Raw genomic sequence first — 18,682 nt, forward strand, 5'->3', positions numbered from 1 at the left:
GGTCAGGCCGCCTTTCGCATGGTTGTCGCGAGGTTGTCGCGGACGGTCGAGGAACGGTTGTCCCCGCGGTTCTCGCGGACGAGCGAGGCCACGCCCTCGGCGCGCAGCTCGTCCAGGCTGACGGCGGTGCCGCCGAGCTGCCCGGCCAGGGTGCGGGCCAGGCCCAGCCGGACCGGGCCGGACTCGCAGTCCAGCACCACGTTCGCCGTGCCCTGCGCGGCGAACAGCGCGGCCGCGCGGTGGGAGCGGGCGAGCGCGTCGCGGCCACCGGTGGCCCGGCCGTCGGTCACCACGACCAGCAGCGGGCGGCGGCTCGGGTCGCGCAGCCGCTCGACCCGCAGCACCTCGTGGGCCCGCAGCAGCCCCTCGGCCAGCGGGGTCCGTCCGCCGGTGGGCAGCGACTCCAGCCGGGCCGCGCCGACCTCCACGGAGGAGGTGGGCGGCAGCGCCAGCTCGGCGCCGGCGCCGCGGAAAGTGATCATGCCGATCTTGTCGCGCCGCTGGTAGGCGTCCATCAGCAGTGACAGCACGGCGCCCTTGACGGCGGTCATCCGTTGCCGGGCGGCCATCGAGCCCGAGGCGTCGACCACGAACAGCACCAGGTTGGACTCCCGGCCCTGGCGCACCTGTTCGCGGAAGTCGTCCTTCCGCAGCACCAGCGCCCGGCCGCTGCGTCCGCGTGCCGCCTGGTGCGGCGCGGCGGCCTGCAGGGTCGCGGTCAGGTGCAGCCGGCCGAGCGCGCCCTGCGGGCGGCGGGCGCGGATGGTGTGCCCGCCGGTGGTCTCGGCGGGGGAGCGGCGGCCCTGGGCGCCGTGGCCGGTGCCGCGGACGGTGAACAGCTTGGTCCGGTACGGGTCCCCGGCCGCGGCCGGCGTCGACTCCCGTGCGGGGGCCGGGTGTTGGGTCGGGACCGGCGACTGTGGCTGGTCGTCCCCGCCGGTCGTGGACGCCTCCGGGGCGCCGCCGTCGGAGGGCTCGGGCGCCCCGCCGCCGTCCGGACCACCACCGTCCGGGCCGCCGCCGTCCGGGCCGCCCTCGGGGTCGGGGCCGTCGCCGTCCGGCCCCGGGCCGTCGCCCTCGGGCTCGGGGTCGGGCTCGGGGTCGTCCCCCTGGGCGTGCTCCTCCAGCGTCCGGTCCAGCTGCTCCTCGTCCAGCCCCGGCGCGTCGAAGGGGTTGCGGCGGCGCCGGTGCGGCAGCGCCAGCTGGGCGGCCTTGCGGACATCCTCCTCCAGCACCTCGGTGCGCCCGTCCCAGGCGGCGAGCGCGACGGCGGTGCGGGCCATCACGATGTCCGCGCGCAGGCCGTCCACCTCGAACGCGGCACACACGGCGGTGATCTGACGAAGCGCCACCTCGGTCAGCTCGACCTTTGGCAGCAACTCCCGTGCGGCGGTGACGCGTTCGGCGAGTGCCCGCTCCTCCTCGGCGAACCGCGCGGCGAAGCCGGCCGGGTCGGCGTCGTAGGCGAGCCGGCGGCGGACCACGTCGGCGCGCTCGGCCGGGTCCCGGGTGGCGGCGATCTCGACGGTCAGGCCGAACCGGTCGAGCAGCTGCGGCCGCAGCTCGCCCTCCTCCGGGTTCATCGTGCCGACCAGCAGGAACCGGGCCGCGTGCCGCACCGACACGCCCTCGCGCTCGACGTACGAGCGGCCCATCGCGGCGGCGTCCAGCAGCAGGTCCACCACGTGGTCCTGGAGCAGGTTCACCTCGTCGATGTAGAGCACGCCGCGGTGCGCCTTGGCGAGCAGCCCGGGCTCGTACGCCTTGACGCCCTCGGCCAGCGCGCGCTCCAGGTCGAGCGAGCCGACGATCCGGTCCTCGGCCACGCCGACCGGCAACTCGACCAGCTGGGACGGCCGTTCGTGGCTCCCGGCGGCGGAGTGCGGCCCGTCCGGGCACTGCGGGTCGGGCGCGGCCGGGTCGCAGGCGAAGCGGCAGCCGTCCACGGCGGCGATGGACGGCAGCAGGCCGGCCAGCGCGCGCACCATGGTCGACTTCGCGGTGCCCTTCTCGCCGCGGACCAGCACGCCACCCACGGCCGGGGAGACCGCGTTCAGCAGCAGCCCCAGCCGCAGGTCGGCCATGCCGACGATCGCGGTGAACGGATAGCGGACGTCAGTCATGCGTCACTCCCAGGTGCCCCGGGCGCCAGGAACGGCAGCGATCCGGCCGCCGGCACCCCGCCCTCGATCAGCTTCCACAGCGCGTCGGTGTCCGCGTGTTCCTCGATCAGGTCGCCCAGCCGGTCCAGCCGGGCCTCGCGCGCCTCGGCGAAGGAGGTGTCCGGCGCCGGGACGAACGCCCGGCCCGCCAACTCGGCGACCTCGCGCAGGAGTTCGCGACGGAAGTCGTCGTTCTCCAGCACGCCGTGCCAGGTCGTGCCCCAGACCGAGCCCACCCGGCAGCCGTCCAGACTCTGCCCTCGGCCATCGGAGACGAACGCCTGGCCCCCCTCCACGGCCACCACCCCGTGGTGGATCTCGTAGCCCTCGACCCGGTGCCCGAACGCCTCGCCGACCGGCCGCGCCAGCACCTTCTCGGCGCCGAACCGCACCTGCGTCGGCAGCAGGCCGAGCCCGTCGACGGCGCCCGCCTTGGACTCCACCTCGTCGACGATCCCGCGCGCCAGCATCTGGTAGCCGCCGCACACCCCGAGAACCGGCAGCCCGGCCGCCGCCCGCGCCTTCAGCGCCGGCTCCAGGCCGCGCTCGCGCAGCCAGGCGAGGTCCGCCACGGTGGCCCGGGTGCCGGGCAGCACCACCAGGTCGGCGTCGGCCAGCTCCTCGGGTCTGGTGGCCCAGCGCACCAGCACGCCCGGCTCCTGCGCCAGCGCGTCCAGGTCGGTGAAGTTGGACAGCCGGGGGAAGCGCACCACGGCCACCCGCAGCACGTCCGCCCCGAGCGGCCCGCGCCCGTCGACCCGGTCCACCACCGTCGACAGGTCCAGCGAGTCCTCGGCGTCCAGCCACAGTCCGGGCAGCATCGGCAGGGTGCCCAGCACCGGACGGCCGGTCAGCTCGTGCAGCATCTCCAGCCCGGGCGCCAGCAGCCGCGCGTCGCCGCGGAACTTGTTGACGAACCAGCCGGCCACGTGCCGCTGGTCCTCCGCCGACAGCAGCGCCAGCGTCCCGTACATCGCCGCGAACACGCCGCCGCGGTCGATGTCCCCGACCACCACCACCGGCAGCCCGGCGGCCGTGGCCAGGCCCATGTTGGCGATGTCGCGGTCGCGCAGGTTGATCTCGGCGGGCGAGCCGGCGCCCTCGCAGACGACCACGTCGTAGCGGCGGCGCAGGTCGGCCAGGCACTCCAGGGCGCGCTCCAGCAGGACGGGCTTGCGCTCGCGGTAGTCCAGCGCACCCACCTCGGCGACCGGCCTGCCCAGCAGCACCACCTGGCTGCGGCCGTCCGCGCCGGGCTTCAGCAGCACCGGGTTCATCGCCGCCTCCGGCTCCACCCGGGCGGCCTGCGCCTGCATCGCCTGGGCCCGCCCGATCTCGGCGCCGTCGGCGGTGACGAAGGAGTTCAACGACATGTTCTGCGCCTTGTACGGCGCGACCCGCACACCCTGGCGGGCCAGCCAGCGGCAGATGCCGGCCGTCACCACGCTCTTGCCCGCGTCCGATGTCGTCCCGGCGACCAGCAGCGCGTTGCTCATGCCCCACCCCTCCTCTTACCGAACGCCCTGATCACGAGATGCCCCGCGACCGTCGTACCCAGTGCCAGCGCGCCCACCCGCCGGGAGAGCGCGCAGGCCCGCTCGATGTCGTCCACCGTCACCGGCCGCAGCTCCGCGCCCAGCACCGGACGGTGCTCCACGCGCTCGCCGTACTGCAGCGTGCCGCCCAGCCGCACGCCCACCGCCCCGGCGAACGCCGACTCCGCCTGGCCCGCGTTCGGGCTCGGGTGCGAGGAGCCGTCGCGCCGCCAGACCCGCCAGGCCGTCCGGGGCTGCGGGGCGGCGGCCACCGTCAGCAGTGCGGTCAGCCGGGCGCCCGGCCAGCCCGCCACGTCGTCCAGCCGGGCCGAGGCCCAGCCGAACCGGGCGTAGCGCGGCGAACGGTGTCCCACCATGGCGTCCAGGGTGTTCACCGCACGGAACGCCAGCAGCCCGGGCGTGCCCGCCAGGGCACCCCAGGCCAGCGCGTTCACCACGGCGTCGGCGGTGTTCTCGGCCACCGACTCGACCACCGCGCGGGCGATCTGCTGCCCGTCCAGCGCGCTCGGATCCCGCCCGCACAGGTGCGGCAGCCGCTCCCGCGCGGCCCGCAGGTCGCCGTCCTTCAGCGAGCGGCCGATGGCGCGGGCCTCCCGGGTGAGCGAGGTGCCGCCGAGGACCGTCCAGGTCGCGGCCGCCGCCAGCGCCGCCCGGCCCAGCGGGCGCCGGCCCACCGTACGGTCCAGGGCGAGCGCGCCCGCCGCGACCGCGCCCACGCACAGCGCCGTGTACCCGGCCCCGGCCGTACGGTCGTCGCGCCACAGGCGCCGCTCCAGCCGGGTCGCCGCGCTGCCGAAGACGGCCACCGGGTGGCCCCGGCGCGGGTCGGCGAAGCGGGCGTCGGCGGCGTAGCCCGCGACGGCGCCCAGTGCGAACGCGGCGGCGCGGGCCAGGGGGCGTCCGGTCGCAGGACGGACGGTCACAGGACGAACGCCGGAAGGGGGCTGATCGGAAGACAACTCATCGGGAGACAGCTCGGCGGAAGGCCGCTCGGAGTCCGGTGGGGCGGGGCAGCCTGCATCGCGTGCGTGTCCTCACTCAGGGTCCGCGCCCTGGATCGACGTAGCGGGGGCGAGAGTCTCCTGGCTTCCGGGTCGGACACACCCCCGGGGCCTTCCAGCGGCTTCTGACGGCCCGCCGTGGCGATCATTCCGAGCGTGCTCCCCGGTGACAGTGGCGGGACCGCGCCGGACTCGCACCGGCTTCCTCTCCATGCCTCCGATTGGCCCCAGGATCCCATCACGCGGCCGAACCGGGAGTCAACCGAGGTCACGGAGGGGTTGGTCACACCGGGCACCGCCCCGACGCGCTGTGGGATCGCCCAGCGGAGCACCGCCCCCGGACCGGCCGCTTCGTGGGTTCGGTCGCTGGGGCGCACCGCGGTCCGCGCCTACCGTTCGGTGGCATGCGTCGCAGAAAGACCCCCACTGTCCCGCCTCCGGTGCCGTTCTCCCCCGCGGCCGCCCGCGCCCACCGGGCCGGCCTCGGCCTGACCCCCGAGCAGGTCGCGGAGGGCATGGCCGCGCACGGCGTCCGGCTGCTGCCCGCCCACGTCCTCGCCTGGGAGGCCGGCGAGCTGCGCCCCAGCGAACCGGAGTTCATCGCCCTCGCCCGCGCCCTCTGGTGCCCCGCCGCCCAGCTGATGGACACCCGCCCGGTACGGCTGCGCGACCACCGCGTCGCCCGTGAACTCGGCCAGGCCGCCGTCGCCGACCGCACCGGCACCGTCCTCGCCACCTACCGGCAGGCCGAACTGACCGGCCAATGGGACGGCGACGAGGAACAGACCCGCGCCCTCGCCGAGGTCCTCGACCTGACCCTGCCCGAGCTCGTGGAGGCCACCGGCCGCCGGGAGGCCCTCGGCCAGCTCCTCCGCCAGTGCGTCGCGGGCCGCTGGCAACCCCACCTCCGCGCCCTCGCCCGCATCGTCCCGGCCCCCGCCGACACCCTCGCCGCCGCTCTCACCGTCCTCCACCAGGAACACCACGTCCCCACCCACTGGGGCGCCACCACCCGCGCCGCCCCACCCCCCACCACCGACTCCCTCACCCCCCGCTTCTGGCACCTCCTCGACGCCGCCACGGACTGACCCCGCGCCCCGACGCCGGACCCCGTCCCCGCGCCCCGACCCCGCGCCGAGTGACCCGGACGGCCCAGCCCGGTGGCCGGGCGGCCGGGGCGCCGGTGGACTGGTGCACGAACACCGTCCGGTCCGTGACCAACAGAGCGGGGATCGATATGCGCTGGGGAACCGCCGCCGTCGTGGCGGCCGCCGCCGTCGGAGCCGGGGCCGTCGTCCTGGTGATCGGCCGCCGGGCCTCCGAGCGGATGGTCCGCCCGGTCACGGCCGTGCAGGAGTCCGGGCCGGTCCTGGTCCGCGGCCTCGGCGTCGGGCGGATCACCTTCAGCCGCAGCCCCGAGAGCCTGCGTCCCGGCCGCTGGGCGGTCGAGTGGGACGACGGCGGCCACGCGGTCGTCGAGGAGGTCCTGCACAGCGACGAGGAGGACGTCACCCGTCGGCTGGTCCGCGCCGACCGGGGCACCCTCGTCCCCGGCGCCGAGGTCCGCTTCAGCCCGCGCGTCCACGTCGGCGACCCCACCCGGGCGCTCGGCCTCGCCTACACCGAGACCGCGGTCGACGGCGAACTCGGCGCCCTCCCCGCCTGGTACCTCGACGGCAAGCGCGGCACCTGGGTGATCCTCGTCCACGGCCCCGAGGCCGACCGCCAGCAGACCCTTCCGGTCCTGCCCGTCCTCGACCGTCTCGGCCTGCCCGCCCTCGCCGTCACCTACCGCGGCGACGAGGGCGCCCCGGCCTCCCCGGACGGGTACAGCCACTTCGGCGAGACCGAGTGGCGTGACGTCGAGGCGGCGGTACGGCTGGCGCTCGCCCACGGCGCGGGTCGGGTGATCCTCTACGGCTGGTCGGTCGGCGCCACGATGGTCCTGCAGACGGCGGCCCGCTCCGCCTGGGCGTACGCCGTCAGCGGTCTGATCCTCGACTCGCCGGTCCTCGACCTGCCGGCCACCGCCCGCGGCGACGCCGAACGGCTGGGCTTCCGGGGTGCGGCCGTCGAACTCGGCGCCCTCGCCGCCCAGGGCCGCACCGGCGTCGACCTCGCCGACTTCTCCCGCATCGCCGAGGGCGCCGACCTGCGCGTCCCGACCCTCCTCCTGCACAGTCCGGCCGACCGGGTCTCCCCGTTCCGCAGTGCCGAGCGCCTCGCCGCCGCCCGGCCCGACGTGGTCGGCCTCCAGCCCTTCCCCGGCGCCGACCACGGCACCCTCTGGAACTCCGCCCCCGACCACTACACCGAACTCCTCCGCCGCTGGCTCACCCCGCTCCTCTGACCGGGAGCCACCGCCCGTGCGGAGCGCGGGAAGTCGGACCCGCCGACTTCTCGTGCTCCAAGATCGGCCCGTCCCGCGCGCCCATCCGTCCGGATCCGGGCTCGACAGCCCTGCCGCCCGCCGACGGCTTCGGCGCGGCCCGCAGCGGTCGCCGCGCCGTGAGGGGCACATTTTTGGCCCCGCACACCACCCTCCCCCTCACGTTCCGTGACCGCTCGAACGGCCGCAGCAACCGTCGCGACTGACCTGGCATGAGCAGGCCACACGTTTCCGGCCAGGCGGTTTGCCTCTGTTGCCCGATCTTGCGGAGGTGTCGCCACCGGGCGCCCGGTCGTACGGACAACCGGATGTGACAGAAGGCCGGTACAAGGGGAAGACTGCTCGACGTGACGTCTCGGAACCCGCGCGACCGTGATGCCCCGCTCCCGCCTCCGATCGGTACCGGTGCGACGGTGACCCGTCTCCCCGGTACGGCCCACCGGCCAGCCGGTGGCAGGCCGAGCGGGGCGGTTGTACCCCGTAACGGCGTACCCCGGCGACGGGGACCCGCGCCGGCGCCCGGACGGGGCCGGGTTCCCGTGCCGGAGGGCTTTCCGGCGCCGGCCGAGCTGGCGCCGCTGGCCCGCCGGATGCTGGTGGACGCCGTCCGGATCGCCCGCTGGGCCGGGGAGCTGCCGGAGATCGACAAGCGTGGCGAGCTGCTCCCGGAGGACGCCCGTGCGGCGGGCCGGGCGCTGGCCATGACGGTCGGTGCCGCCGCCAAGGCCTGGGGGCAGGCGCTCCTGGTGGGCCTGGTGGAGGCCCGGGACACCGGGGCCGGTCCGGGCTGGCGCCTGCACGCCTGGGAGCACGACGACGAGGCCGTGGTGCGCGGCTGGTCGGCGCTGTTCGACGCCTGGACCCTGCTCGCCCCGGTGCCGCCCGCCGCGCTGCGCGGGGTGTTCGCCGTACTGGCCGGGCAGGCCGTGGACCAGGCTCCGCAGCTGCTCTCCTTCCTGCACCTGGTGGACGGTCCGGTGGCCGAGAGCGAGCTGCTGGAGCTGCTGCGCCGTGGCCTGGACGAGCGCCGGGTCGGCGGGGCCGGCGGTCCGGGCCTGTCGCCCGTGCCGCACGCGGCCTCCGCGGTGTCCGCGGTCCGCGGCACCTGCCGGGAGCCGCAGATCGACACCCCGGCCTCGCCCTCGGACGTGGCCGCCGTCCTGGACTGGATGCTGGACGGCCTGGCGGCCGTCGGCGCCCTGACGCGCAGGAACGAGGCCGCCGAGCTGTCGCCGCTCGGCCACTGGGCGGTGCGGGCGAAGCTGGAGGAGATCTGCACGGTCGCGCAGACCGCGGCCGGGCACATCGAGCAGAGCGCTTTCGAGCTGCTGAACGCCTGTGCGGACTACTCGCCGGGCCCGGCCCGCGCCGAGTACCGCGCCTGGGTGGCGGCCCGTCCGGCGGACCGGGCGGTGGCCGAGCTGCTGGAGGCGGCACGGGGCGACGACGCGCTGGTGCGCGGGCTGGCATTCGAGGCGCTGCGGGTGGCCGGAGGGCCGGCCGAGCAGGCGGTGCGGGCGGCGGTGGACGCGCCGGTGCTGCGCCCGTACGCGCTGCTGTGGCTGGCGGAGCGCGCGGACGAGGGGGTTTCCCCGGCGGACGTGCTGGGCGCGGACGACGCGGCCTGGCTCTGGGTGGACACGGCGGCGGCGGTGCTCGACCACGGCGAGACGGAACTGCTGGTGGGCCATGTCGAGGGTGCCTCGGCGGGCGACCCGGTGCGGCTGTTCGCCCGGGCCCGGCAGTCCGGGCACCCGAGGGCGGCCTCGGTGCTGACGGCGGTCTCGGGCGTGCACCCGGACCCGGGGGTGGCGCGGGCGGCCCGCCGTTCGGCCTTCAGCGTCCACACCGGCGGGGCGTAGCCACTGCGGGCTCGCTGGAACGGAGCACGGCGAAGGGCCCGGAACCGATCGGTTCCGGGCCCTTCCGCGTGGGTCGAATGAGCGGCCTCAGCCGAGCCGCGACTCCGCCCGCCGGGCGCGGACGTCGCCGACCTTCTGCCCCACCTTGCGGCGGATGACCAGCAGCGGCGCCATCGCGGCGAGCGTGATCTGGGCGAACGCGCCGACGTGCATCAGCGCGTCGCCGCCGGGCAGGCCGGTGGCCCAGGCGGCCAGGCAGCCGATGGAGACCACGATCCAGCAGAGCGTGGCGGTGGCCAGCAGCCCCTGCGGCTTCGGGTACTCGATCCGGCTGACCATCAGGTACGCGGCGCCGAAGATGGCGAGCAGACCGGGCAGGAACGGCGGGTCGAGCAGCACGATGGCGATGACCGTCATCGCGCCCATCGGGCAGGGCATGCCCTGGAACACCCCGGGCCGCATCTTGACGGCCGAGAAGCGGGCCAGCCGCAGGACGACCGCGAGCAGCACGGTGATCGCGATGAGCGCCGAGAGCTTGCTGTTGGAGCCCTGGGAGACCATGCCCCAGACCGCGACGAAGTAGGCCGGCGCGATGCCGAAGCTGATCAGGTCCGCCAGGTTGTCCAGTTCCGCTCCGAGGGCGGAGGAGCGCAGCTTGCGCGCCACCAGGCCGTCGAAGAGGTCGCACATGGAGCCGATCAGCAGCAGCGTGACCGCGGTGGCGGCGCTGTGCCGGTCCGGAGCGGCGTCCGGGTTGGTGATGTGCGGGACGAGGACCCCGGTGGTGATCGAGTAGATCGCCAGGAAGCCGCAGACGGCGTTCCCCAGGGTCAGGAAGTCGGCGGTGGACAGGTGCTGGGGAGAGCGCGGGGCGCGCAGCTCGCGGTCGCGCGCCCAGCGGCGGCGGCGCAGGGCCGTCTCCTCGTCGTCCAGGCCGACGATTGTCTCAGGATCAGTCACGGTCAAGGCGCGTCACCCCGGCTGTGGTCTTCTGGCCGACCTCGACGCCGACCTCGACGCCGGCCGGCAGGTAGGTGTCGACCCGGGACCCGAACCGGATCAGGCCGATCCGGTCGCCCTGCTCGACCTTGGTTCCGGCGGCCACGTACGGCACGATGCGGCGGGCCACGGCCCCCGCGATCTGGACCATCTCGATGTCGCCGAGCTCGGTGTCGAAGTGCCAGACGACCCGCTCGTTCTGGTCGCTGTCCTTGTTGAACGCGGGGACGAAGCCGCCCGCGACGTGCTCGACCGACGTCACCGTGCCCGGCAGGGGCGCGCGGTTGACGTGGACGTTGAGCGGGCTCATGAAGATCGCGACCCGGGTGCGGCCGTCCGGCCAGGCGTCGATGCTCTGCACCACGCCGTCGGCGGGGGAGATCACTCTGCCCGTGGCGATCTCACGCTCGGGGTCGCGGAAGAACCACAGCATGCCCGCGCTGAGCGCACAGGCGGGTACCGCCGCCAGGGCCCACTTGCCGCTGCGCCGGGTGAGGGCGGTGGTCACGGCGGCCGTGGCGAGGGTGGGGACGAACCAGGGGGTGGCTCCGCGCGCGATGGTCACGCGGGGTCGCCGACCGGCCGCCGGGGCTGCGAGGGCATCGCGGTCCGTGACGGAAGTGCGAGGGGACGGGCTGATGGGCATCGAAGACCTTTGTCGCGGGGGATCATGGCCGCTGGACGGGGGCCACCGCGGGATCGGTAATAGAAGGGACGGCTTGCTGTCCCGGTGGATGCTATCGGGAGCACACGGTGGGTGGGCAACCCGCCTGCTCGTTCATGTGTCCGGTGGGAGCGCGTGTGCGCGTCCCACCTCTACGACCGTAGCTCGCCCCGGTCCGGTTCCCAAGGGACCTGACAGAGCTGGTGAGACTTGTCTCAAGAGGTGCCCCGGCGGAACCCGGTGGGGGAAACGGCCGTAGTGGCCGGAAGAAGGTGTGCGGAAGCGGCCGCCGGGCGTGTTGTCGCAGCTGTACGCCCTGCGGCCGCTTCCGGAGGGCCGTGCCGGACCCAGGCGGACCAGGCCGGGTCCGTGACGGGGCACGGCGCTCCGCCGGGACGGACCCGCACGCCCGTCGACCGGCGGTTCGAGGGGGCCGCCCGCGACGTGGTCCGTCGGCGGGCGGCCCGGGGATCACTCGGCGATCCGGTACTCCTCCAGGAGCCGGCGTCCGACGATCATCTTCTGGATCTCCGCAGTACCTTCACCGATGAGCAGCATCGGGGCCTCGCGGTAGAGGCGCTCGATCTCGTACTCCTTGGAGAAGCCGTAGCCGCCGTGGATGCGGAAGGCGTCCTCGACGACCTCCTTGCAGTACTCGGAGGCGAGGTACTTGGCCATGCCGGCCTCGAGGTCGTTGCGCTCGCCGCTGTCCTTCTTGCGGGCGGCCATGACCATCATCTGGTGGGCGGCCTCGACCTTGGTGGCCATCTCGGCGAGCTTGAACTGGATGGCCTGGTGCTCGGCGATCTTCTTGCCGAAGGTGGAGCGCTGCTGGGCGTAGGAGATGCCCAGCTCGAAGGCGCGGCGGGCGACGCCGCAGCCGCGGGCGGCGACGTTGACGCGGCCGACCTCGACGCCGTCCATCATCTGGTAGAAGCCGCGGCCCGGGACGCCGCCGAGGACGCGGTCGGCCGGGATCCGGACGTCCTGCAGCACCAGCTCGGTGGTGTCGACGCCCTTGTAGCCCATCTTCTCGATCTTGCCGGGCACGGTCAGGCCGGGAACCGAGGGGTTCGGGCCGAAACCGGCCTCCTTCTCGATGAGGAAGGTGGTCATGTTCTTGTACGGGCTGCTGCCGCCCTCGTCGGTCTTGCAGAGGACCGCGACGAGGGTGGAGGTGCCGCCGTTGGTGAGCCACATCTTCTGGCCGTTGAGGACGTAGAACTCCCCGTCCTTGACGCCCTTGGTGGAGATGGCCGAAACATCGGAGCCGAGGCCGGGCTCGGACATCGAGAAGGCGCCGCGGATTTCGCCGGCGGCCATCTTCGGCAGGAAGTAGTCCTTCTGTTCCTGGGTGCCGTGGGCGTTGATCATGTGCGCCACGATGAAGTGGGTGTTGACGATGCCGGAGACCGACATCCAGCCGCGGGCGATCTCCTCGACCACCAGGGCGTAGGTGAGCAGCGACTCGCCGAGGCCGCCGAACTCCTCGGGGATGGTGAGCCCGAAGAGGCCGAGCTGCTTCATGCCCTCGACGATGGCGGTCGGGTACTCGTCCTTGTGCTCCAGCTCGGTCGCGACCGGAATGATCTCCTTGTCGACGAAATCCCGCACGGTGGCGAGGATGTCCCGCTGGATCTCGGTGAGGCCGTCGGTCTGTGCGAGGCGTCCCATCGTGCGGCTCCGGAAAGGTCTAAGAGGGCGGGGGGGGGGGGGATTGCGGGGGCCCTGCCGGCGTGGCAGCAGGGCCCCCGTTACCGGGTGGGGGTCGGCCGATGACGGCGGCCTGCCCGTCCGGGGTCTCCAGGGGAGAGGGGAGTCAGGAGAGCGGGGTCGGGCGGCCGGGCTGCTCGCCGCCCCGCTCCTTGATGTACGTCTCGGTCGGCACCATCACCTTGCGGCGGAAGATGCAGACGACCGTGCCGTCCTGCTTGTACCCCTTGGTCTCGACGTAGACGATGCCGCGGTCGTCCTTGGACTTGGACGGCCACTTGTCGAGCACGGTGGTCTCGCCGTAGATGGTGTCGCCGTGGAAGGTCGGCGCGATGTGGCGCAGCGACTCGATCTCCAGGTTGGCGATCGCCTTGCCGGAGACGTCCGGGACGGACATGCCGAGCAGCAGCGAGTAGACGTAGTTGCCCACGACGACGTTCTTGCCGAAGTCCGTCGTCTTCTCCGCATAGTTGGTGTCCATGTGGAGCGGGTGGTGGTTCATGGTGAGCAGGCAGAAGAGGTGGTCGTCGTACTCGGTGACCGTCTTGCCGGGCCAGTGCTTGTAGACCGCGCCGACCTCGAACTCCTCGTAGGTGCGTCCGAACTGCATGGCTCAGGCCTCCGGGATCTCGAACTTGGTGGTGCGCTCCATGCCCGCGGCCCGGCCCTTGCCGGAGATGACCAGGGCCATCTTGCGGCTGGCCTCGTCGATCATCTCGTCGCCGAGCATCGCGGAGCCCTTGGCGCCACCCGCCTCGGAGGTGCAGTAGTCGTAGGCGTCGAGGATCAGCTCGGCGTGGTCGTAGTCCTCCTGCGAGGGCGAGTAGATCTCGTTCGCGGCGGCGACCTGGTCCGGGTGGAGCACCCACTTGCCGTCGAAGCCGAGGGCGGCGGAGCGGCCGGCGACCTCGCGGTAGCCCTCCTGGTTGCGGATCTGCAGGTACGGGCCGTCGATCGCCTGCAGGTCGTTGGCGCGGGCGGCCATCAGGATGCGCATCAGGATGTAGTGGTAGGCGTCGGCCGGGTAGCCGGGCGGCTGCTGGCCGACGACCAGGGACTTCATGTTGATGGAGGCCATGAAGTCGGCGGGGCCGAAGATGATGGTCTCCAGCCGGGGCGAGGCCTCGGCGATGGCGTCGACGTTGATCAGGCCCTTGGCGTTCTCGATCTGCGCCTCGATGCCGATCTTGCCGACCTCGAAGCCCATGGTCTTCTCGATCTGGGTGAGCAGGAGGTCGAGGGCCTTGACCTGCTCGGCGTCCTGGACCTTGGGCAGCATGATGCAGTCGAGGTTGGGGCCGGCGCCCTCGACGACGGTGATCACGTCGCGGTAGGTCCAGTGCGTCGTCCAGTCGTTGACCCGGACGACCTTGGTCTTGTTTCCCCAGTCGCCGTTGTTCAGGGCGTCGACGATGGTGTGGCGGGCGCTCTCCTTGACCAGCGGGGCGCAGGCGTCCTCGAGGTCGAGGAAGACCTGGTCGGCCGGGAGGCCCTGGGCCTTCTCCAGGAAGCGCGGGTTGCTGCCCGGTACGGCGAGGCAGGAGCGGCGCGGGCGCAGGCGGTTCACGTTCGTCATGAGGGTGGGTCTGTTCCTTCCCAGTGGTCAGCTGGTCAGCTGGTCAGTTCGTGGCCGAGGTCGGTGTGGGCGTCCACGGCTGGAGCTTGTTGGCGAGCCGGATCTCGTCCACGATCCGGCCGATGATGGTCGTGATGCCGAAGTCCTTCGGGGTGAACACGGCGGCGACGCCGGCGGCCTTGAGAGCCTCGCCGTCCGCTGCCGGGATGATGCCACCCACGATCACCGGGACATCCTGCACCCCGGCGCGGTTCAGGCGCTTCAGGACGTCGGGCACCAGCTCGCAGTGCGCGCCGGAGAGGATCGACAGGCCCACGCAGTGGACGTCCTCCGCGACGGCGGCGGAGACGATCTGCTCCGGGGTCAGCCGGATGCCCTGGTAGACCACCTCGAACCCGGCGTCGCGGGCCCGGACGGCGATCTGCTCGGCGCCGTTGGAGTGCCCGTCCAGGCCGGGCTTGCCGACCAGCAGGCGCAGCTTGCCGGCGCCCAGTTCCGCGGCGGTCGCGGCGACCGCGGCGCGGACCTGCTCCAGCTCCCCGCCGGGCTCGGCGGCGACCGCGACGGGCGCGCCGCCGACGCCGGTGGGGGCGCGGTACTCGCCGAAGACCTCGCGCAGGGCGAAGGACCACTCGCCGGTGGTGACGCCGGCCCGGGCGCAGGCGAGCGTGGCCGGCATCAGGTTGGCCTCGGTGGCGGCGACGGCCTTGAGCTCGGCCAGCGACTCCTGGACGGCGACCTCGTCGCGCTGTCCGCGCCAGGCCTCCAGGGCGGCGAGCACGGACTGCTCGGAGGCCGGGTCGACGACCATGATCGCGGTGTCGAGGTCGGCGGTGAGCGGGCTCGGCTCGGTGGTGTCGAAGCAGTTGACCCCGATGATCTTGTCCTCGCCGGACTCGATCCGGGCCCGGCGGGCGGCGTGCGAGGCGACCAGGTTGGACTTCAGGTAGCCGGACTCCACAGCCGGGATGATGCCTCGGTTGCCGGCCTTGACGCCCATCTCCAGCACCTTGGCGATCTCGGCCTCCGCGCCGGCCAGCAGCTCGGCGGTCTTGGTCTCGATCACCTCGGAGCCGTTGAAGATGTCGCCGTACTCCAGCAGGTCCGACTCGTACGCCAGCACCTGCTGGATCCGCAGCGACCACTGCTGGTCCCACGGGCGGGGCAGGCCGAGCGCCTCGTTCCAGGCGGGCAGCTGGACGGCCCGGGCGCGGGCGTCCTTGGAGAGGGTGACGGCCAGCATCTCCAGGACGATCCGCTGGACGTTGTTCTCCGGCTGGGCCTCGGTCAGGCCGAGGGAGTTGACCTGGACGCCGTAGCGGAAGCGGCGCTGCTTGGGGTCCGTCACGCCGTAGCGCTCCAGGGTGACCTTCTCCCACAGCCGGGCGAAGGCGCGCATCTTGCACATCTCCTCGACGAAGCGCACGCCGGCGTTCACGAAGAAGGAGATCCGGGCGACCACGTCGCCCATCCGCTCGGCGGGCACCTGGCCGGAGTCGCGGACGGCGTCGAGCACCGAGATGGCGGTGCACATCGCGTACGCGATCTCCTGGACGGGCGTGGCCCCGGCCTCCTGCAGGTGGTAGCTGCAGATGTTGATCGGGTTCCACTTGGGGATGTTGCCGACCGTGTAGGCGATCATGTCGGTGATCAGCCGCACCGACGGGCCGGGCGGGAAGACGTGCGTCCCGCGCGACAGGTACTCCTTGACGATGTCGTTCTGGGTGGTGCCGGTGAGCTTGGCGATGTCGGCGCCCTGCTCCTCGGCGACCACCTGGTAGAGCGCCAGCAGCCACATCGCGGTGGCGTTGATCGTCATGGAGGTGTTGGTCTGCTCGAGCGGGATGCCGTCGAACAGGGCGCGCATGTCGCCGACGTGGCCGACCGGGACGCCGACCCGGCCCACCTCGCCGCGGGCGAGGATGTGGTCGGAGTCGTAGCCGGTCTGGGTCGGCAGGTCGAAGGCGACGGACAGGCCGGTCTGGCCCTTCGCCAGGTTCCGCCGGTAGAGCGCGTTGGAGTCGCTCGCGGTGGAGTGGCCGGCGTAGGTACGCATCAGCCAGGGCCGGTCCCGCTTCTGGGGTTCGGTCATCGGATCGGTCTCACACGTTCCGGAAGCGGTTGATGGCGGGCAGGTGCTTCTCGCGGAGCTCCCGGTCGCGCACGCCGAGGCCCTCCTCGGGGGCCAGGCAGAGCACGCCGACCTTGCCCTGGTGCTTGTTGTGGTGCACGTCGAGGGCGGCCTGGCCGGTCTCCTCCAGGGAGTAGACCTTGGACAGGGTCGGGTGGATCTTGCCCTTGGCGACCAGGCGGTTGGCCTCGAAGGCCTCGCGGTAGTTCGCGAAGTGCGAGCCGACGATGCGCTTGAGCGACATCCACAGGTAGCGGTTGTCGTACTGGTGCATGTAACCGGAGGTGGAGGCGCAGGTGACGATGGTGCCGCCCTTGCGGGTGACGTACACCGAGGCGCCGAAGGTCTCGCGGCCCGGGTGCTCGAAGACGATGTCGACGTCCTCGCCGCCGGTGAACTCGCGGATCTTGGAGCCCAGGCGCTTCCACTCGCGCGGGTCCTGGTTGTTCTCGTCCTTCCAGAACCGGTAGCCCTCGGCGGAGCGGTCGATGATCGCCTCGGCGCCCATGGCGCGGCAGATGTCCGCCTTGGCCTCGCTGGAGACCACGCAGATCGGGGTGGCGCCGCCGGCCAGCGCGTACTGGGTGGCGTACGAGCCGAGGCCGCCGCTGGCGCCCCAGATCAGCACGTTGTCGCCCTGCTTCATGCCGGCACCGTTGCGCGAGACCAGCTGGCGGTAGGCGGTGGAGTTGACCAGGCCGGGGGAGGCGGCCTCCTCCCAGGTGAGGTGCTTCGGCTTGGGCAGCAGCTGGTTGGTCTTCACCAGCGCGACCTGGGCCAGGCCGCCGAAGTTGGTCTCGAAGCCCCAGATGCGCTGCTCCGGGTCCATCATCGTGTCGTTGTGGCCGTCCGGGGACTCCAGTTCGACCGAGAGGCAGTGCGCGACGACCTCGTCGCCGGGCTTCCAGGCGTTGACCCCGGCGCCGGTGCGCAGCACGACGCCCGCGAGGTCGGAACCGAGGACGTGGTACGGCAGGTCGTGGCGCTTGGTGAGCGGGGACAGCCGGCCGTAGCGCTCCAGGAAGCCGAAGGTGGAGACCGGCTCGAAGATCGAGCTCCAGACGGTGTTGTAGTTCACCGAGCTGGCCATGACGGCGACCAGGGCCTCGCCCGGGCCCAGCTCGGGCAGGGCGACCTCGTCGAGGTGAAGGGACTTGCGAGGGTCCTTGTCGCGGCTGTCGAGGCCGGCGAACATCTGCTCCTCGTCCTTGTGGAGCGTCACCGCTCGGTAGGACTCGGGGAGCTTGATCGCTGCGAAGTCCGCCGACGTGCTGTCGGTGCTGAGGATCGCGTCGAGGATTTCCTGCATGGCTGCCTCCGAAGGCGTACCTGTGTGAGGGTCACAGGGCGTCTGGGGGAACCGGGAGCGGACACCGGCTTCGCTGAGTTGGGTGGTGGGCGGGTCAGGCTGGGCGCCCGGTGTGGACCGGGCCGGGCTGGCACTGCTCCCGGGGTGTGGGAACACCGGACGACGGCGCGCCGAGGTGGGGAGCCGCGGCGCCGCGACTGGTGAGTAACAAGGTAGTGGCACCCTGTGCCACTCGTAAAGACACCGGGTGCCAGGAATTCCCGAGGCTCGGAACGGGCCGAAACGGCGCGTGACGCGCGTTGCGCGGGTAGCCGAAAGGCCCGCGCCGATTCGTCGGCGCGGGCCTTCGATGCTGCTCTGACCTGCGAAAATGCCGGGCTTACGACTCCCGGGCGCCGCTCAGTGCGGCCCGGATGCTGTCCACCACGACATCCAGCGGGGCATCCGTCCGGGCGACTGTGATGAGCACCTCACCCCCGGGGCTGGCACTCAGTACGCTCTCCGCCACGATGTCACCGGGTGCCCCACTGGCACCGGGTGCCACCAGGGATCCCCGGCGTCTGGCCCCCGGGGCACTGGCCGCCCAGAAGGTCCGCCGGATCACCTCGAAGGAGTGGTCCAGCTGCGCCTCCACGTCCCCCCGGCCGCCGGCCCGCAGCCAGCGCCGCAGCACGTGGTTGTGCGCCGCGACGACCGCCGCCGCCGACACCTCGGCCAGCATCGAGTCGTCCTCGCCGCCGCGCTGCCAGCCGGACGGGATGGACTCGCTGGTGTCGAACCGGCCCAGCAGGTACCGGGTGAACAGCCGCTCGTAGCGGGCCACCACGGCGATCTCCCGCTCGCGCAGCGCCGGGACCTGACGGATCAGCTGGTACCGCGCGACCGACACCCCCGGGGTGGAGGCGTACATCCGCAGCACCTCCTTGATGCCGCGGCAGACCACGTCCAGCGGGTGCTCCTCCGGCTCGGCGCTGGCGAGCAGGTCGGCCACCCGCACGAGGGTGTCGTCGTGGTCCGGGAAGATCGCCTCCTCCTTCGACCGGAAGTACCGGAAGAAGGTGCGCCGGGCCACCCCGGCGGCGGCCGCGATCTGGTCGACCGTGGTCTCCTCGTAACCCTGCGAGGCGAACAGCTCCATCGCGGCCGTGGCCAGGTCCTGACGCATCTGCTGACGCTGCGCCGCCGCCCGGCGGCTGCCCGGCCCGGCCTCCGGCCCGGTGCCCCCGGTCGAGGGGGCCGTCCGGTCGGCGCCGTGCGAACCGGCGGGGTGCTGCGGGGAGGCTGACTGAACCCGATCCATGTCCGGAACGCTACACGGCC

The 18,682-nt window shown here is 73.1% G+C and carries 14 protein-coding genes and 1 riboswitch; of the genes, 3 read left to right on the forward strand and 11 right to left on the reverse strand.

Annotated elements, in window-relative coordinates; translation table 11 throughout:
* Window positions 1-2: 2 nt before the first annotated feature.
* Genes ACZ51D_RS16795 through ACZ51D_RS16805 form a run of 3 tightly spaced genes read right to left on the reverse strand, consistent with a single transcriptional unit; the run spans window position 3 to window position 4,641 of the window.
* On the reverse strand, window positions 3-2,123 hold the full coding sequence (locus tag ACZ51D_RS16795) for a putative cobaltochelatase (RefSeq protein WP_465662645.1): 2,121 nt from the start codon (window positions 2,121-2,123) through the stop codon (window positions 3-5).
* Window positions 2,120-3,658, reverse strand: coding sequence for a cobyric acid synthase (locus tag ACZ51D_RS16800; protein WP_465621083.1), 1,539 nt, complete (start codon window positions 3,656-3,658; stop codon window positions 2,120-2,122). The genes ACZ51D_RS16795 and ACZ51D_RS16800 overlap by 4 nt, the downstream gene beginning before the upstream one ends.
* Window positions 3,655-4,641 carry a cobalamin biosynthesis protein gene (locus ACZ51D_RS16805; RefSeq protein WP_465662646.1) on the reverse strand — a complete coding sequence of 329 codons (987 nt, stop codon included), beginning with the start codon at window positions 4,639-4,641 and terminating at the stop codon, window positions 3,655-3,657. Before ACZ51D_RS16805 ends, ACZ51D_RS16800 begins: the two co-directional genes overlap by 4 nt.
* Window positions 4,642-4,794: 153 nt before the next feature.
* Window positions 4,795-4,926: riboswitch (cobalamin riboswitch) on the reverse strand.
* 197 nt (window positions 4,927-5,123) lie between these two features.
* On the opposite strand from ACZ51D_RS16805, the gene ACZ51D_RS16810 reads away from it, so the two are divergent.
* The 3 genes from ACZ51D_RS16810 to ACZ51D_RS16820 all read left to right on the forward strand — a co-directional run bounded on the left by ACZ51D_RS16810 (window position 5,124) and on the right by ACZ51D_RS16820 (window position 8,970).
* Window positions 5,124-5,807, forward strand: a complete 684-nt coding sequence (locus tag ACZ51D_RS16810) for a helix-turn-helix domain-containing protein (RefSeq protein WP_465621087.1) — start codon at window positions 5,124-5,126, stop codon at window positions 5,805-5,807.
* A 125-nt stretch (window positions 5,808-5,932) separates the two neighbouring features.
* Window positions 5,933-7,069, forward strand: coding sequence for an alpha/beta hydrolase family protein (locus ACZ51D_RS16815; protein WP_465662648.1), 1,137 nt, complete (start codon window positions 5,933-5,935; stop codon window positions 7,067-7,069).
* Window positions 7,070-7,647: 578 nt separating this feature from the next.
* Window positions 7,648-8,970 (forward strand): hypothetical protein, encoded by a 1,323-nt coding sequence (locus ACZ51D_RS16820; RefSeq protein WP_360499593.1) that lies wholly within the window; start codon window positions 7,648-7,650, stop codon window positions 8,968-8,970.
* An 87-nt stretch (window positions 8,971-9,057) separates the two neighbouring features.
* Here the strand turns inward: ACZ51D_RS16820 and ACZ51D_RS16825 are convergent, their stop codons facing one another.
* From ACZ51D_RS16825 to ACZ51D_RS16860, 8 genes are all read right to left on the reverse strand, one after another.
* Window positions 9,058-9,936 (reverse strand): CDP-alcohol phosphatidyltransferase family protein, encoded by an 879-nt coding sequence (locus ACZ51D_RS16825; RefSeq protein WP_030059975.1) that lies wholly within the window; start codon window positions 9,934-9,936, stop codon window positions 9,058-9,060.
* Window positions 9,923-10,615, reverse strand: a complete 693-nt coding sequence (locus ACZ51D_RS16830) for a phosphatidylserine decarboxylase (RefSeq protein ID WP_465621092.1) — start codon at window positions 10,613-10,615, stop codon at window positions 9,923-9,925. Before ACZ51D_RS16830 ends, ACZ51D_RS16825 begins: the two co-directional genes overlap by 14 nt.
* Before the next feature lie 489 nt (window positions 10,616-11,104).
* Window positions 11,105-12,307 carry an acyl-CoA dehydrogenase family protein gene (locus ACZ51D_RS16835; protein WP_360499597.1) on the reverse strand — a complete coding sequence of 401 codons (1,203 nt, stop codon included), beginning with the start codon at window positions 12,305-12,307 and terminating at the stop codon, window positions 11,105-11,107.
* Window positions 12,308-12,452: 145 nt separating this feature from the next.
* The gene (locus tag ACZ51D_RS16840; protein ID WP_360499599.1) at window positions 12,453-12,956 is read right to left on the reverse strand and encodes a MaoC family dehydratase; all 504 of its coding nucleotides are present in this window, start codon (window positions 12,954-12,956) and stop codon (window positions 12,453-12,455) included.
* A gap of 3 nt (window positions 12,957-12,959) precedes the next feature.
* Window positions 12,960-13,922 carry an HpcH/HpaI aldolase/citrate lyase family protein gene (locus tag ACZ51D_RS16845; protein ID WP_360499601.1) on the reverse strand — a complete coding sequence of 321 codons (963 nt, stop codon included), beginning with the start codon at window positions 13,920-13,922 and terminating at the stop codon, window positions 12,960-12,962.
* A 43-nt stretch (window positions 13,923-13,965) separates the two neighbouring features.
* A complete protein-coding gene (locus tag ACZ51D_RS16850) occupies window positions 13,966-16,014 on the reverse strand; it encodes a protein meaA (protein WP_465662650.1) in 2,049 nt (682 codons plus the stop codon).
* Between the two features lie 10 nt (window positions 16,015-16,024).
* Window positions 16,025-17,362, reverse strand: a complete 1,338-nt coding sequence (gene ccrA, locus ACZ51D_RS16855; protein WP_360499605.1) for a crotonyl-CoA carboxylase/reductase — start codon at window positions 17,360-17,362, stop codon at window positions 16,025-16,027.
* Window positions 17,363-17,741: 379 nt separating this feature from the next.
* Window positions 17,742-18,662 (reverse strand): TetR family transcriptional regulator, encoded by a 921-nt coding sequence (locus ACZ51D_RS16860; protein WP_465621095.1) that lies wholly within the window; start codon window positions 18,660-18,662, stop codon window positions 17,742-17,744.
* Window positions 18,663-18,682: the final 20 nt, after the last annotated feature.

The sequence above is a fragment of the Kitasatospora sp. NPDC033851 genome (assembly GCF_055576085.1).

Excerpts from the sequence above, each read along its gene's own strand:
- ACZ51D_RS16795 (WP_465662645.1), bottom strand. The coding sequence starts at position 2,123 with ATGACTGACGTCCGCTATCCGTTCACCGCGATCGTCGGCATGGCCGAC.
- ACZ51D_RS16800 (WP_465621083.1), bottom strand. The coding sequence starts at position 3,658 with ATGAGCAACGCGCTGCTGGTCGCCGGGACGACATCGGACGCGGGCAAG.
- ACZ51D_RS16810 (WP_465621087.1), top strand. The coding sequence starts at position 5,124 with ATGCGTCGCAGAAAGACCCCCACTGTCCCGCCTCCGGTGCCGTTCTCC.
- ACZ51D_RS16830 (WP_465621092.1), bottom strand. The coding sequence starts at position 10,615 with ATGCCCATCAGCCCGTCCCCTCGCACTTCCGTCACGGACCGCGATGCC.
- ACZ51D_RS16835 (WP_360499597.1), bottom strand. The coding sequence starts at position 12,307 with ATGGGACGCCTCGCACAGACCGACGGCCTCACCGAGATCCAGCGGGAC.
- ACZ51D_RS16840 (WP_360499599.1), bottom strand. The coding sequence starts at position 12,956 with ATGCAGTTCGGACGCACCTACGAGGAGTTCGAGGTCGGCGCGGTCTAC.
- ACZ51D_RS16845 (WP_360499601.1), bottom strand. The coding sequence starts at position 13,922 with ATGACGAACGTGAACCGCCTGCGCCCGCGCCGCTCCTGCCTCGCCGTA.
- ACZ51D_RS16850 (WP_465662650.1), bottom strand. The coding sequence starts at position 16,014 with ATGACCGAACCCCAGAAGCGGGACCGGCCCTGGCTGATGCGTACCTAC.
- ccrA (WP_360499605.1), bottom strand. The coding sequence starts at position 17,362 with ATGCAGGAAATCCTCGACGCGATCCTCAGCACCGACAGCACGTCGGCG.
- ACZ51D_RS16860 (WP_465621095.1), bottom strand. The coding sequence starts at position 18,662 with ATGGATCGGGTTCAGTCAGCCTCCCCGCAGCACCCCGCCGGTTCGCAC.